The following is a 14,140-nucleotide window of genomic DNA, read 5'->3' as shown; positions in this document are numbered from 1 at the left end:
AAAAAAATTATATCCTTCTTCTTTTTCACTTCACAAACGTTTTCAAACACCGATTATATAGGTGAACGGATCTATGTTCAGAGGGGGATTACCATGAAAAAAAGACATGGCTTAGCAACAAGGTTAATGATTGTCGTTGCAGTGATCACGATTATCTGCGGCGCGGCTGTCGGTACCATCAGTTATATGACAGCAAAGAATGAATTGATTGATGCTGGAAAGATGGATTTGCAGCATATGGCCAATAGTGCCACCAGTCTGCTCACAGTGTTGAACGAGCGCGTGGAAAATGGTGAAATGACCTTAGAAGAAGCACAGGAAGAAGCACGTAATATCTTGAATGGTCCTATCGAAGACGGCGCACATGACTTATCGCAATCAAATTTCAATTATAAAGACGGCGCCGGATATATTATCGCTTACGATAACCAAGCTAATATGGTGCTTCACCCAACCGAGGAGATTGGCTCACCTCCGGCGGATGACAGTACAAAGAAAAATAGAGAAGATATGATTTTATTAGCCCAATCGACCGATGAAGAAGATGCAGATAGCTTTCTAAGCTACGATGACACCGATGAGAAATCAGGAGATGTTAGGGAGAAGATGGCTTATGTGAACTATTTCCAGCCTTGGAATTGGACGGTAGGTATAACTGTCTATACGGATCTTTTCTATAAGGATCTGGAAAGTGTTAAATGGTTTATAATTGCGGTTACAACAGCCCTTACCATACTGAGTCTCGTTCTTTTTTATTTTTTGATCCGGCCGAAACTGACACAATTAAAAGCGGTGACGGACGCAGCTACACAGCTTGCTGCCGGTGATTTCAGAGAACAAGAGCTAAAAGAAACCAAGGATGAAATTGGTGTTCTAAGTAATGCTTTCACGAAAATGTCTGGCGAACTGCGTTCACTAGTACAAAGCATCATCCAATCCAGTGATAAAGTATCAGATGCAGCTTCCGAGCTCTCCGCAGTCAGTGAGGAAACATCTGCAAGCAGCGAACAAGTCGGCGTGGCAGTAGATGATATTGCCAATGGAGCTAGCTCTCAAGCATCTGATCTGGAAACGACAACATATCATCTAAGCGGATTCAACGATTCTATCCACATGATGACAGCGCAAAGTGATGCAATAGCCCAAGCCGCACTTCAAACAAGTGAAGCAACAACAAAAGGCAGCAATATGATGCATGATTTGACGTCGGCCAATAATGCTTCGATGCAATCAGTAGAAGCTATCTCAGCTGGAATGCAGGAACTTGATAAGAACTTGCAGCAGATTGTCCGAATTACTGATGTAATAGAGAATATAACAGAAGAAACGAATTTACTTGCTCTTAATGCAAGTATCGAAGCAGCACGGGCAGGAGAACATGGCAAAGGCTTTGCTGTAGTTGCAAGCGAAGTTCGAAAGCTTGCTGATCAGTCTAATGCTGCTACGAAAGAGATTCAGCAAATGATTAGCTCCATTACGAAAGAAGCAGCAGAAAATGTAGCTCGAATTGAATCAAATAAACAGCAGGCAGAACAGCTAAATCATTCTGTCATTGCTACAGCTGCTGAGTTCACAGCCATCGAGGCGGCAGCAGAAGCCACAAAGAATGCCGGCAACAGATTACTCGAAGAAATCAAGCAAGTCACTGCACAAACGAATGACATTACGGACAGCATCCAAAATGCATCCAGTGTATCTGAAGAAACAGCTGCCAGTGTTGAAGAAATCGCAGCCTCGATTGCCGATCAAATTCAAGCTGTCGCAAATATCGCAACATCCGCAGAAGAACTGACGCATATAAGCCGTCAGCTTAATGAATCAATTGCAGTATTCAAGCTATAAAAAAAGGCGACCCATGAGCATTAGCTCTGGGTCGCCTTTTTAATCAGGTGCATCCTTCACATTCGTAATATTGTTTGCTTGCATCCAATGTACGTAGCAAGGTGCCGATTTCGACTTCTTCTGGTTCAACGAATTCCAAATCTGCCACACGTTCCTTAATGGACTGGCGCGCTTCTTCCTCAGAAGCTGCAACGTGACTGAATTCACTTGTTTCGCCAGTTGGCAGGATTTTGTACTCGAATAGGTATCTTTGCATGTTCATGGCCTCCGTTACACTATATCTTGTGTACATTCACTATACACCATCCCATATATACAGGTCAATTGTAAAAATGCACTTCTACTATATTGCTAGTTTTCTTAATAATCTGTTTCCCAACCCCGCCGATTGCTAAACGGTTTTTCAGCTCATAAAGGAAATTTAACTCCATCCTTAATAAGTTGGGACAGCCCAGCATACGTTATACAAAGGAGGTAGGGACGTTGGAATTTCCTATGATCATGACGAACTTCTGGGATGCCGTGCTCGGTGTGCCCATCGTTCTTATTTTTACGCAAATCGTAAAGCACCTGCTGCCGCTTCCCGGCAAGTATACGCCTACGATTGCCTTACTGAGCGGTTTGATTTTATCTATCTTTTTCAGCCATCCCCACAATCTGATTGCGGCTATTTTTATGGGCTATTTTTATGGCTATGCCGCTATTGGAAGCTATGCAGCCTTACGATCTACCCTTCGCGCCTATCGGAAAGACAAGCATGATTATCGATAACGAGACGAACGCCGGGCAGGCGTTCTTTTATATTCCGTAAACGCTCTGGAGAATTGTATCTTTGACTCGTTCGAATGCTTCTGCTTCATAAGCATATGGATAGCTCATAAGCTGCAAAGGAAGAGGTGCTTCTCCCTGCCGCAAGGGCGGCTGCTCATAAGGAAAGTCATGCAGGTGAAACCCTAGTTTCTCATAAAATCGCACGCGGCGGGCAGCATTTTCTTCTCTTTCTGGCGGTTCCACCTCGAGAATGATCGGTTTATCTGAGCTGGTTATAACTTCTTTCATGATCTTACTGCCCATACCTTGGCCTCGAAAATCTTCATTGACTGCAATATGTTCAATAAACGTTAATTCCGACAAGTTATAAATCGCACAAAACGCCGCAAGTTTATCTTGTTTTTCATATATGTGAATGTGATAATCTTCCCTCTCAAGCAGCGCTTTTTGCTCCGCATAGCTGCGATATTCCTCAGGCGGAAAAGCATTTTCCATCAGTTCATAGATTGTATTGAAATCCTGCATTTTAAAACGTCCTTTTTTTTCTATAAGTATACATGAAAAAAAGCGTCAGCCGCAGCTGACGCTTCTTTTCTTGCTTTAGGACACCACTTCGGAAATACCTTTCACTACTGCAAAGAACGTAACCCAAAGCGGAATACTCAAGCCTGTACCATATAATAATCCTACGAAAAAATTATTCTCATTTTTCTTCATTACTGTCCACTCCTTCTTTTTTGAGGATGCAGAACTTGCTTATATACATTCTATAATGAAAGCGTTTACACAGTAAAGAATTTCCTTATGTCAAATTTCTGCACTATCCGCTTTCTTACTTCAAGGTTTCCCATAATAACCCTATGATAAACGTTCCAGCAAAAGGATAGAACTTATTAATTATATAGATCAGAATATTATTCATTCAAATTACCAAACATATTTTCCCTCCGATTCGGGAAACTAAAGAATATATGGAAGGAGGAATAAAAGATGGATAATTCAAAGCAAGAAGTTGCAAATGAGGTAGCCGAAAAGATGTACAAACCTCAAGACAATGAATCATCAAATTCAGTGGATAAGGGTATTTCGGATACTCATGAGCAAGTTAAGGATACGTATACAGAGGGTACTGTTGATGAAAAGATAGATAACGCAAAAGAAGATGGGTCCGAGAAGGACAAATAAATACTAGGTGAAGTGTACTGATTAAAAAGGGACAGCCCGTATTGGGCTGTCCCTTCTCCCTATCTTCTCCGGACATCTTTTGTCCGTTGGTGAAACCATTCATAAAAACGATTCGCTTCACTTGCTGGAATATCTTTGATTTTATTATGCAGAACCGGCTTCGCTCGATTGACGGATTCGATTGTTGCCAGCTTAAGCCAGCGTTGCATCGGGTTCTGACTGCGAGCAATCTCAATCATTTTGTTTCGTTTTGTCACAAACAGTGTTGTTGTTAATGCTCCCATTTTAGTCTGGAAGAATTTTTCGCTAATCAGATAGCTCGTATGTTTAAAATCCAAATAGCGATACCCTTCTATCACGATAAGCAGAACGATAGAAACAATCCACCACTTTATTTCATAGCCCAGCAACTCTGGGCGCCAGAAATACAAGGTGATGGTCACTCCGAGCCAAATAATACTCGGCTGCAGCAAGCGGTAAAGCAATACCTTCTGCTCCAGTCTCTCCATCGAAAGCTGCACCTCATACTCCGGCAATATCTCGGTAATCAGGATCTTTGCCTGTTTCAGTGGAAAATAAGGATATAGCGAGTTGATAGTTTCCGTCTCGTCGCTAATATCCAGAGAACCTGTACTAATCAGCTTCACCTTCGCTAACCCTAACAGTCGATGCAAGACCGGCTGGGTGATTTCAATGCCTTGTACCCTATCTTTCCGAATGGAGAAGGCTGATTCACTTAAAAGCCCTGTCTGGATATAAATATACTCATCATCTGACGCCAGCTCATAGTTTCCGTACTTTTGCACAACCCGCCACATCCCGACAAGCAAGGACACCACAATAATTCCGATAAGCCCAAATGCCGTAATCCACCAGACTTTCAATAGTGGTAAATACTGACGCATTTCGCTCCAGTCAAAGAAAATATCGAATTTCAGCAAGAAGGATATCAACAGCGGCGGAACCAGCAAAAAGCTCAACGAAGTGAATGATGCTCTGATAAGTTCTTTTTTTGTAGGTTTGAAGTGGATAATTTTCTTCTCAGTATGAGGAACTGTTTGTTCAGATACTGCATCCTCTTCTTCTAAATCGTCTCCGCTTATCTCTATTTCCTGTATAGCAGCTTGCTCCTGTACATTTCCTTTGGTCAACTGCTCTATTCGAGAGGCTTCTTCTTTCGTCAGGACTTGAAAGTCTACAGCTTTCTCCTTGGAACCTGTTTCGAACTTAATCGCAGTTAATCGAAGTAAGCGATGTAGGAGATTTGTATGCTTCGTTACATTTTGGATTTTTTCGTACGGAACAGTTCGACTTGATTTTGAAAAGATACCGCTGTACAAGTGAAACGCTCGCTCATCGGCTGTATATTTATCTGTAAGCCATTTTAGAATACTACTGATAATAGAAAGCAGCATTATTCCTAGAATGCCGTACTTTGCATATGATCCCCAACCATCTGTATTGTTGAAAAAGAAAACAATTATAAGCGGCACAATCCAGCCCCTAATTATCTTCACAATAGCAAACAACATATTAGCCGGATGATAACGTCTCTTCTCCATCAGTCATCCTCTTCCTTTGCCTTAGCATATGCTGCAATTTCATCCCTCAATGCATAGGCCTCTTTATCAGGTAGTGCCGGGATGCTGTACTCCCCAGCCATTGTCTCGATCTCCACTGCCCGAAGTTTGTATCTCCTCAGAAGTGGTCCTTGCTTCGTTTCAACAGACTGAATTTTCGTGACTGGAATAAGCTGATCCTTTTGGAACCATGCTCCTTGTCTCAACTGGACATATTCCTCGTCTATATCATAGCGCCAGTTGCGATGGTCGATTACGGTTCCTAAGTAGCCAATAATTAAGAGCGGTACAGAGATGATTAACAGAATTAAAAGTACTGTTCCAATCCAAGCCGGCCATTCGAAAAGAAAATCTAGTCCAAACAGAACAGCAAAAATCAGCAGTACTACCACATCAAAAATGACGTCTCCTATCAATCCGACGCGCAATGATTCTTTCGGCAATTTATTCTGAGGTTCTTTTACTTGAGTTTGCATCGGTTTCCTCCCTTTTCTCTCTCTGTTAATTCTTTACGTGGACGAATAGGAATAAGTTCCAAAATTGTACTAAGGAAATAGTACACCACTACCAAAAGGCAAGCAATATAATTTTTGGAAAAATATTCTTAAGATTTTCTTAAGATAAAATGAGTGTAGAGGGAAGGAAAAACCTGAGATTTGCAGTGACTGTGACCTAACCGAAATATATTATCTACAAAAAAGAATGGACCCGGTAAAACCGGATCCATTCTTTTTATTTTGCGGGCTCAGGATTAACCTGACCGCTCCTATCTTGTTTTTCAATTTTCCTTACAGCATCACTGCTAGTGTCCACACGTTTTACAAACAGTGCCAGCACCAATGCCACAATATTAATCGCTAGTGCTACCCAGAAGGCAGCTTGGATACCTGCCAACAGTGCCTTCTGCGTCATTAGCGCAGTAGATGCTTCTGTTAAAGTAGTCGGGTCCACTCCTGCCATCAAGCTTTCACCTTCATTTTTCGTTACAGAGTTCATGATTGTGACTAAGATAGCTGTACCGATTGAACCGGATACTTGCTGAGCCGTGTTATTCACCGCTGTACCATGCGGGTTCAGAACCGTTGGCAATTGGTTCAGACCATTTGTCATGATCGGCATCATTACCATCGACATACCAAACATCCGCAATGTGTAGATGAAGATGATATAGGCATAGCTGGAATCCAGCTGTAAGTGTGCAAGCATATAAGTAGAAACTGCCGTTATAGCTAAACCGACCACTGCCAAGATGCGCGGTCCGAATTTATCGAATAGACGACCGGTAATTGGTGACATCACACCCATGATGATGGCACCAGGAAGCATCATCAATCCTGAATCCAATGGTGAAATTCCGCGTACATTCTGAACGTATGCTGGTGTCAAAATCATACCTGAGAACATTGCCACAGCATTTACGACAGAAATAACGGAAGAAAGTGCAAACATCGGATGTTTATAAACACGCAAATCCAATAATGGTTTCTCCATGCGCAGCTGACGCATGACAAAGACCATTAAAGCAATTGCACCGACAATCAATGTTGTAAGTACGATTGGATCTGTCCAGCCGTCAGAGCTTGCGGAACTGAATCCATAAAGCAAACCACCGAAACCGATGGAAGAAAGCACAATAGATAGATAATCTAGTGTAGCTTCTGTATTTTGCTGCATCACATTCTTAAGCTTCCAGACAGCAAGTAACAAGCTGATTACTGCCAATGGAAGAATCATTTCAAACAATACACGCCAATCATAATACTCTACGATATACCCTGATAAAGTAGGGCCGATAGCTGGTGCTGTAATCATAACTAAACCGAAGATACCCATAGCTGTACCGCGTTTTTCACGTGGGAAACTAACGAGCATGATGTTCATCAGCAAAGGTCCCATTACAGAAGAACCCGCCGCTTGGATCATACGCCCAGTCAGCAATAGGCCGAAGTTCGGTGCGAATGCTGCCAAGGCAGTACCTAATGTAAAGATAATCATCGCTGTAATAAACAACATACGGTTAGAGAATCGAGTAACTAAAAATGCAGAGGCTGGAATCAGCACACCGCTGACCAGCATATAACCGGTCGCAAGCCATTGTACTGTTGAATAATCCTTAATATCTAAGTCAACCATGATAGATGGCAAGGCGACATTCAGTAAAGAGTTATTCAAAAAGGAGACAAATGCTCCTACAAATAAAATCGCCAGCATCAAATATGGTACTTTTCTAGGTTGTGTTGCATCGGTGTTCAAATTTCTATCTCCCTTTAATTTTTAGTGCTGCAAAAGCGGCCGTTTGCAGAGTGTTGCGTTGATTCCTTGCTTTTGCAGTGTCTCCACTAGCTTCTTCATCAAATCATCACTTTTTTTGATTACAGTGCTGTACATCAGTCGACCTCTTTCCTTTGCAGTCCTTTTTTTATCAAACTAATTTGTGCTTCATAATTGTAGATGGCTTCTTCATCCGTAAGATCATGAACGAATACCTGCACAAGATTATGAAAAGTAATAGCTCCGACAATTCGAATGACATGCGATAGCTCCTGCTTATCTTCTATATTCAGAAAAGAGATATCCACCATTTCAAGTGTTTGAGAGCGCTCATTCTTCAAGCTTTCTTTATATATGTTGTTTGCCATAGTATTTTCTTTCCTATGGTTCATATTCAGAAAAGCATACCGAAGAAAGTCATTATGCTCTTCATGATGACGTAAAGAAATCATATATCGGAACTGTTCCAACAAGGCTTCGAATAAGTTCCCTTTCTTTTCCTGAAGAATAGAATTCAGCTTTTTATTATTCTCCTGCGCTACCTGATTCAGCAGATAATAATACAGATCTTCTTTATCCTCGAAATACTGATAAAAGCTGCCTCTAGGTATTCCGGCATCTTTAATGATGTTCGCTATAGACGCTTCATGCAGGGGGACACGAGAAAATTCTTTTTTTGCTGATTGAATCAATGTATTTTGTTTATCTTCCGGTAAAGAAAGAAAGGTTTGCTTCGGCATTTCTTCCCTCCTGCCCAAACATATGACAACGTGTCACAATTGATGATAAATAGATTATATGTGACACCGTGTCACATGTCAAGACTATACTACTATTTATTACCATACGAAGAGAAACGGATTGCCCAATAGACAATCCGCTTCTCTTCATTCATATAATCAAGGTAGATTATTACCTGCTGTTCGATACAATTTGTACCACTCTTCCCTAGTCAACCGTACATCCTGCGCCTTACAAATAGCTTGGATTCGTTCCGGATTCATAGAACCTATAACAGCTTGGATTGAGGCAGGATGGCGCAATATCCAGGCAATCGCAATCGCTGATTTGCTTACGGTATACTTATCCGCCAGTTCCTGTAGTGCTGCATTTACTTCCGGAAAGTCTGGGTTGTCGACGAATACGCCTTCTATCATACCAAATTGGAATGGCGACCACGCCTGTACCGTCATCTTGTTAAGCTGACTATACGGAAGTAAACCGCTGTCCCTCACGACTGACTCTCTGTTCTGCATATTCACATTTAATCCAGCGTCAATTAAAGGCGTGTGCATCAAACTGAGTTGAAGCTGATTGATAATCAGATCATCTTTTACATATTGCTTCAACAGCTCTATTTGATGAGGATGGTGGTTGCTGACACCAAAGTACCTTACCTTTCCGCTTTCCTTCAGCTTCTGGAAAGCCTCCGCTACTTCCTCTGGCTCCATCAGCGCATCAGGACGATGCAGCAATAGGATATCGAGATAATCTGTCTGCAGCCTATTGAGGATAGCATCCACACTGGACTGAATATGTTCCTTTGAAAAATCGAAATACCCTTTGCGGATTCCGCATTTCGACTGTAGAATTACATCCTCTCGCTTAATCGTGCTTTCTTTAAGTGCAGCAGTAAAAACTTCCTCTGACGCTCCGGCGCCATAAATATCAGCATGATCGAATAGGTTGATACCAGCCTCAGCACTTGCTTCAATTACTTTTACAGCTTCCTGCGTATTCAAATCATTCATCCGCATACAGCCAAGGGCAATCGGAGCTGTATTCAATTCACTCGTTCCTAGCTTCATCGTTATCTCTCCCTTGTCTTTTACTGTAATACTTGCTTCAAACGTTCCAAAGCCCATTCCAGCTCATCTTCGGTAATAACCAGCGGCGGTGCAATGCGAATTACCGTCTCATGTGTCTCTTTGCAAAGCACACCAAGCTCTTTCAGTTTTTCACAGTACGGCCTTGCTGGTTCCGTCAATTCGATACCGACAAACAATCCTCTGCCTCTGACTTCCTTAATCTTATTCGAAGTTAGCTGCTGCAGCTGTTCCTGGAGATACTTTCCTAGACGTTGAGACCTGGCAGCAAGATCTTCGTCTTCGAGCACATCCAGTGCTGCAATCGAAACAGCACAAGCTAATGGATTCCCCCCAAATGTGGAACCATGCGAGCCAGGGTTGAAGACTTCTAAGACATCTTTATCCCCTGCCACACAGGAAATCGGGAAGACTCCGCCGCCCAGGGCCTTTCCAAGGATAAACAAGTCAGGAGTGACATCTTCCCAGTCACAAGCAAAACGCTTACCCGTACGTCCCAACCCTACTTGAATCTCATCAGCGATGAATAAGACATTCTCTTCCTTACACAATTCTGATGCTGCTTTCAAATACCCTTCTGGCGGGATGATAATGCCTGCTTCCCCTTGGATAGGCTCCAGTATGAAGGCAGCGGTGTTTGGCGTGATGGCTGACTTCAAAGCATCCAGATTACCATACGGAATAACTTTAATTCCCGGGATCATCGGACCGAATCCGCGGCGATATTCTGCTTCTGAGGATAGTGAGACTGCAGTCATCGTCCGGCCATGAAAGTTTCCGCTGCACACAATGATTTCTGCAAGGTCATCAGCAATACCCTTCACATCATATCCCCAGCGCCTTGCTGCTTTAAAGGCTGTCTCTACAGCTTCCGCACCTGTGTTCATCGGCAGGATCATATCCTTGCCAGTTAATTCCGCAACTTTTTCATACCATAAACCTAGCTGATCATTATGGAAAGCACGGGATGTGAGCGTAACCTTTTGTGCCTGCTCGATTAGCGCTTTGATAATTTTCGGATGGCGATGCCCTTGGTTCACTGCCGAATAGGCACTGAGCATATCCATGTAACGCTTGCCAGCGGTATCCTCTACCCATACTCCCTCCGCCTTAGCAATGACGATCGGAAGCGGGTGATAATTATTTGCTCCGTATTGCTCTGTCAACTGCATCAAATCTTGTGCATCTGTAGCCTTCATCCCAACTGCCCCTTTCCAGGTTCATTTGGCGCCCATGATACAGCGCAATCATTCTGCTTTTATTTTAACAAAGTAATAACAATATGTAAGCGCTATATCAGAAATAAAAAAATGAATCGTCTTCCATTAGGATTTAGACGATTCATAGATTGGCATAATGCCGAGGCGCTGAAGAACAATAAATGCATATTGCAGCAAAAAGCCTCCTAATAATACAGTCAGTACAGTACCCGGTCCAATCGGGCCTGCAAGTAAAAAGGCAGAAACAAGGCAGACTGCATACAAAAATGTTTTAGTAACAGCTATACTTGTATGTAATTTATCAATTAATACAAGCATAAGCCGATCAATCGGAATAAGTGCGAACTTTGTATGCAGATACAAAGCTGTTCCGGCAGCGAGGAGCAGCTGTGCACAAAGAAATAAACCTGCCCGGCTGATGATCGACTCTAGATGCATCCCAGCCAGCAGAAATAACCACCCATCGAGGAAAAGACCAGTTGCGAATGCAGTCAGCAAGCCCGCTAATTCGGGTGCTGTACGAGTGAGCAGGGAATTTATCATAATAAAAAGACCCGCTAGAATGATTTCCCACATTCCTACTGACATCCCTGCACTTTCCGCTAATCCAACCAGTACTGCATCGAAAGGCGATGTGCCCAAATCTGCTTCAATAGTCAGGGCAATTCCAAGAGTCATCAAGAGAAGACCCGATAAAAAGAGTATTCCTCTACCCCTCATTTTCCTGCTTCTCCATAATAAGATGAGGAATCCCATCCTCATCGAATTCATCTGAAACGCCTTTATATCCAAGCTTTTCATAGAATCCTTTTGCTTGGACTTGCGCATGGAGTTTGTATTTCTTTTTGCCTGTCTGTTTCGCTATCTCTTCAAGACTTGAAATGATAACACTGCCTAATCCATACTTTCGATACTGCTTCAGCATACAAATACGCTCCAATTTAGCGTAGTCATCTACATAACGAATACGACCAGTTCCAACTGCTTCTCCCTCGTGATAGACAAGGATGTGCTGGCAGCTATCTTCTAACATATCAAACTGATCGAACTCATCCTCTAACGGGACTCCTTGCTCTTCTACAAACACCGCTAATCTTATCGCCTTTGCTTTCTCCAGATCATTCTTATCTTGTATGATTTTATATGAAGCCAAAATAATACCTACCTTCACTATTAATATATCCTTCAAACATCATTATGTTGTAAATGCAACATAATGTAAAGATGGAATTAGGGCTCCTTGCTATTTTTAAAAATATGTTTCACCCTATTTCAGAGAAGTGTGTACGGGTAAAAAAACAAATACCTAATAACAATAAAAAAAGAGCTGCAAGTAAAAAATGCAGCTCTCTTCAACCACGTATCTCTTTCCCTTCCAGCGGCTTATTCCGAAATAAAGCATATATACCTAAAATCACTCCTCCGAGCAATCCAGCAATCAAATCCGTCATCGTATCTGTATTTCCGCTCCGCTGCATGACACTTGTCACCGTCATGTCTCCGATGAACTCGACGCTTTCCCATATCGCACTCCCTATTGTCGCCATACCGCAGACAAATAGGAAGATGATCCAGCGTGAAATATAGATGCCTGCTGGTCGCAGTACTTTATAGCGATAGATAGCCAAGGCAAGCCAGGCAATATACATACTGCCTACCACATGAAGCGTAACATCCCACCACTTGTACTTATCATAAAAATGGAATATGGCACCCAAGATGAAAGTACAAACAAGCAGACCGTAAAATCCAAGAATATGAGGTATACGGAATGGGCTACGCTTGAGAAAGAGCAAGCCTAGCGGCAGTGCACTCATAATCACCCTGCCTCCGCCTTTGGTCCAGGAATTCGTATCTCCATTTTTCAGTTCTATCACAAAGGAGACCACCATGAAGCATATGAATAAAAAGCTCAAGACAATAATCGTTTTCTTCAAACCTCATCTCTCCTTAACTCTTTTTCCATAGTCTAACCAGTTAAGGAGGATTCTAGTGCAGAAACGAAAAAAGACGATTCACCAGCTCGGTGAACCCTCTTCTTTATTGAATGAATTTCTTTATATCCTCATCTAAGTAAACCCAGCCCTTCCAACCAATATGAATCGTATCACGCATAAAATGCGGATCATATTCGTGGTCGGAATAGTCGGCATAAGTAAAACCATTATCATCAATTTGTTTTTTGATACGATTATAATAGTCTTCCCGTCCCTGCTTCGGGAAACCTGTGTAATCGTAATACTCTCCATTAACCGGTATGATGACGAATAGCGGCTTGGCATCTGCTTTTTTCAGAATATCGAGCATTAGCTGAAAATCTGCATATTCAGGTGATTCCGCATAGGAATGCCCTTTGTTTTTGCCTTCCATCTCTTTGATGTGATTTTTTTTATGCTTATAGACCTTATAGTCGATATTGAATTTTGAATCCTTTGTGCGTTTTTCGCCATACGCATCTGCTTGAGCTTGCAGTTCCTCCCAAGTCTTGTTCTTTACTTTATCAGACTGACGCCGGTTCGATGGATCATCCTTGATAAGTGTGTAATATAGGTCCTTCTTCTTCAGCATTGATATGTAAGCTTTAGCTGGTGCGGTTAATAGGTTGAACTTGATTTCCTCATCATTCAAGTACGCATCATACAGCTCATAAAGCATCGTGTCATTTTTCACCGCATCATATGACATCAGCCTTTGCATCAATTCCCGCTTCACCTGTTCATCTATTTCTTTATTGAATGGCAGCTGGTATGCCTGTAAAGAGGAATAGTTCGGTGCAAAATGCTGCTCATCTGTACCATGCTTGACGAACCACTGCGGCGAGACGATGATGACCATCTGCTTGTCCTTCAGCTCTTCTGCATGTGTAGCAAAGTTGAGATCATTAATGATGGATGTTGTACCGCCTTTCCCTACTAAGTAAGGCGTAAAGTCAGCACCAGTTGCTTCGAAGTAATTCGATGGATGAAACGGGTCCCAGCGTGACAGCTCGGAGGACCCGTAGATCGGAACATACTTCGGATCAGCAAGCATTTCACTCTGTAAGTATGTCCCCTGAAACATATTCGGCTCCAGACTCGTTGCTGATTCTTCCAAACGATCCGCTGGCACCAGTTTGGCCAGCCAGGAAGCCGGCACAAAAACGAGCGCAGCGAACAGGACCAATGCTAATATAATCGGTCCGAATAGATACTTCTTCTTCATTATTTCAGCTCATTCAGACGATCAATAATTGCATTCGGTGTATTCCATGTATCACGGTCGAACTCTGTAATCGGTACGTTGATGCCCAGCTGTTCTTCAAATTGCACAATCAGCTCCACTGTAGCAAATGAATCCAGCAATCCTGCTTCAAAAATATCAAGATCGTTCTCCTCTTTTACAACATCATCTTCACAAACTTCTGCAATAACTTGTAGTACTTTCTCTTTAAAATCCATTAGTATAT

Annotated in this window: 16 protein-coding genes; 3 read left to right on the top strand and 13 right to left on the bottom strand. The window is 42.3% G+C overall.

Features of this window, described 5'->3' with window-relative positions:
• Window positions 1–93 precede the first annotated feature (93 nt).
• Window positions 94–1,842: a methyl-accepting chemotaxis protein gene (locus ACH6C1_RS16360; RefSeq protein WP_175074144.1), complete on the top strand. Its 1,749-nt coding sequence runs from the start codon at window positions 94–96 to the stop codon at window positions 1,840–1,842.
• A 43-nt stretch (window positions 1,843–1,885) separates the two neighbouring features.
• Here the strand turns inward: ACH6C1_RS16360 and ACH6C1_RS16355 are convergent, their stop codons facing one another.
• The gene (locus ACH6C1_RS16355; RefSeq protein WP_038558485.1) at window positions 1,886–2,098 is read right to left on the bottom strand and encodes a hypothetical protein; all 213 of its coding nucleotides are present in this window, start codon (window positions 2,096–2,098) and stop codon (window positions 1,886–1,888) included.
• Window positions 2,099–2,325: 227 nt separating this feature from the next.
• On the opposite strand from ACH6C1_RS16355, the gene ACH6C1_RS16350 reads away from it, so the two are divergent.
• The gene (locus ACH6C1_RS16350) at window positions 2,326–2,613 is read left to right on the top strand and encodes a hypothetical protein (protein ID WP_038558483.1); all 288 of its coding nucleotides are present in this window, start codon (window positions 2,326–2,328) and stop codon (window positions 2,611–2,613) included.
• Window positions 2,614–2,640: 27 nt separating this feature from the next.
• On the opposite strand, the gene ACH6C1_RS16345 is transcribed toward ACH6C1_RS16350, so the two are convergent.
• Window positions 2,641–3,138: a GNAT family N-acetyltransferase gene (locus ACH6C1_RS16345; RefSeq protein ID WP_374078921.1), complete on the bottom strand. Its 498-nt coding sequence runs from the start codon at window positions 3,136–3,138 to the stop codon at window positions 2,641–2,643.
• A 465-nt stretch (window positions 3,139–3,603) separates the two neighbouring features.
• On the opposite strand from ACH6C1_RS16345, the gene ACH6C1_RS16340 reads away from it, so the two are divergent.
• Window positions 3,604–3,798 carry a YozQ family protein gene (locus ACH6C1_RS16340; RefSeq protein ID WP_095218858.1) on the top strand — a complete coding sequence of 65 codons (195 nt, stop codon included), beginning with the start codon at window positions 3,604–3,606 and terminating at the stop codon, window positions 3,796–3,798.
• A gap of 59 nt (window positions 3,799–3,857) precedes the next feature.
• On the opposite strand, the gene ACH6C1_RS16335 is transcribed toward ACH6C1_RS16340, so the two are convergent.
• The 11 genes from ACH6C1_RS16335 to dltC all read right to left on the bottom strand — a co-directional run bounded on the left by ACH6C1_RS16335 (window position 3,858) and on the right by dltC (window position 14,132).
• Entirely contained in the window at window positions 3,858–5,360 is a 1,503-nt protein-coding gene (locus ACH6C1_RS16335; protein WP_374078918.1) for a PH domain-containing protein, read from the bottom strand.
• A complete protein-coding gene (locus ACH6C1_RS16330; protein WP_095218860.1) occupies window positions 5,360–5,854 on the bottom strand; it encodes a PH domain-containing protein in 495 nt (164 codons plus the stop codon). Before ACH6C1_RS16330 ends, ACH6C1_RS16335 begins: the two co-directional genes overlap by 1 nt.
• Window positions 5,855–6,110: 256 nt before the next feature.
• A complete protein-coding gene (locus ACH6C1_RS16325) occupies window positions 6,111–7,589 on the bottom strand; it encodes a DHA2 family efflux MFS transporter permease subunit (RefSeq protein ID WP_374078989.1) in 1,479 nt (492 codons plus the stop codon).
• Window positions 7,590–7,765: 176 nt separating this feature from the next.
• Window positions 7,766–8,389 carry a TetR/AcrR family transcriptional regulator gene (locus tag ACH6C1_RS16320; protein WP_095270827.1) on the bottom strand — a complete coding sequence of 208 codons (624 nt, stop codon included), beginning with the start codon at window positions 8,387–8,389 and terminating at the stop codon, window positions 7,766–7,768.
• Window positions 8,390–8,548: 159 nt separating this feature from the next.
• Window positions 8,549–9,457, bottom strand: a complete 909-nt coding sequence (locus tag ACH6C1_RS16315; protein WP_095218901.1) for an aldo/keto reductase — start codon at window positions 9,455–9,457, stop codon at window positions 8,549–8,551.
• A gap of 20 nt (window positions 9,458–9,477) precedes the next feature.
• On the bottom strand, window positions 9,478–10,674 hold the full coding sequence (locus ACH6C1_RS16310; RefSeq protein WP_374078913.1) for an ornithine--oxo-acid transaminase: 1,197 nt from the start codon (window positions 10,672–10,674) through the stop codon (window positions 9,478–9,480).
• Window positions 10,675–10,800: 126 nt separating this feature from the next.
• Window positions 10,801–11,415 (bottom strand): YczE/YyaS/YitT family protein, encoded by a 615-nt coding sequence (locus ACH6C1_RS16305; protein WP_374078911.1) that lies wholly within the window; start codon window positions 11,413–11,415, stop codon window positions 10,801–10,803.
• Window positions 11,405–11,866, bottom strand: a complete 462-nt coding sequence (locus tag ACH6C1_RS16300; RefSeq protein WP_374078909.1) for a GNAT family N-acetyltransferase — start codon at window positions 11,864–11,866, stop codon at window positions 11,405–11,407. Before ACH6C1_RS16300 ends, ACH6C1_RS16305 begins: the two co-directional genes overlap by 11 nt.
• A gap of 181 nt (window positions 11,867–12,047) precedes the next feature.
• Window positions 12,048–12,632, bottom strand: a complete 585-nt coding sequence (locus ACH6C1_RS16295) for a DUF2238 domain-containing protein (protein ID WP_095218864.1) — start codon at window positions 12,630–12,632, stop codon at window positions 12,048–12,050.
• A 103-nt stretch (window positions 12,633–12,735) separates the two neighbouring features.
• Complete coding sequence (gene dltD, locus ACH6C1_RS16290; RefSeq protein WP_175074140.1) at window positions 12,736–13,896, bottom strand: D-alanyl-lipoteichoic acid biosynthesis protein DltD; 1,161 nt, start codon at window positions 13,894–13,896, stop codon at window positions 12,736–12,738.
• Entirely contained in the window at window positions 13,896–14,132 is a 237-nt protein-coding gene (dltC, locus tag ACH6C1_RS16285) for a D-alanine--poly(phosphoribitol) ligase subunit DltC (protein WP_095270815.1), read from the bottom strand. Before dltC ends, dltD begins: the two co-directional genes overlap by 1 nt.
• Window positions 14,133–14,140 lie beyond the last annotated feature (8 nt).

It is taken from the genome of Terribacillus sp. JSM ZJ617, from assembly GCF_044383785.1.
Lineage (GTDB): Bacteria > Bacillota > Bacilli > Bacillales > Amphibacillaceae > Terribacillus.
This window is presented reverse-complemented; position numbering and strand designations above follow the sequence as displayed.

Coding starts and splice junctions, on each gene's coding strand:
- ACH6C1_RS16335 (WP_374078918.1), bottom strand. CDS start 5,360: ATGGAGAAGAGACGTTATCATCCGGCTAATATGTTGTTTGCTATTGTG.
- dltD (WP_175074140.1), bottom strand. CDS start 13,896: ATGAAGAAGAAGTATCTATTCGGACCGATTATATTAGCATTGGTCCTG.
- dltC (WP_095270815.1), bottom strand. CDS start 14,132: ATGGATTTTAAAGAGAAAGTACTACAAGTTATTGCAGAAGTTTGTGAA.
- ACH6C1_RS16325 (WP_374078989.1), bottom strand. CDS start 7,589: ATGCTGGCGATTTTATTTGTAGGAGCATTTGTCTCCTTTTTGAATAAC.
- ACH6C1_RS16315 (WP_095218901.1), bottom strand. CDS start 9,457: ATGAAGCTAGGAACGAGTGAATTGAATACAGCTCCGATTGCCCTTGGC.
- ACH6C1_RS16310 (WP_374078913.1), bottom strand. CDS start 10,674: ATGAAGGCTACAGATGCACAAGATTTGATGCAGTTGACAGAGCAATAC.
- ACH6C1_RS16360 (WP_175074144.1), top strand. CDS start 94: ATGAAAAAAAGACATGGCTTAGCAACAAGGTTAATGATTGTCGTTGCA.
- ACH6C1_RS16305 (WP_374078911.1), bottom strand. CDS start 11,415: ATGAGGGGTAGAGGAATACTCTTTTTATCGGGTCTTCTCTTGATGACT.
- ACH6C1_RS16340 (WP_095218858.1), top strand. CDS start 3,604: ATGGATAATTCAAAGCAAGAAGTTGCAAATGAGGTAGCCGAAAAGATG.
- ACH6C1_RS16355 (WP_038558485.1), bottom strand. CDS start 2,098: ATGCAAAGATACCTATTCGAGTACAAAATCCTGCCAACTGGCGAAACA.
- ACH6C1_RS16320 (WP_095270827.1), bottom strand. CDS start 8,389: ATGCCGAAGCAAACCTTTCTTTCTTTACCGGAAGATAAACAAAATACA.
- ACH6C1_RS16345 (WP_374078921.1), bottom strand. CDS start 3,138: ATGCAGGATTTCAATACAATCTATGAACTGATGGAAAATGCTTTTCCG.
- ACH6C1_RS16330 (WP_095218860.1), bottom strand. CDS start 5,854: ATGCAAACTCAAGTAAAAGAACCTCAGAATAAATTGCCGAAAGAATCA.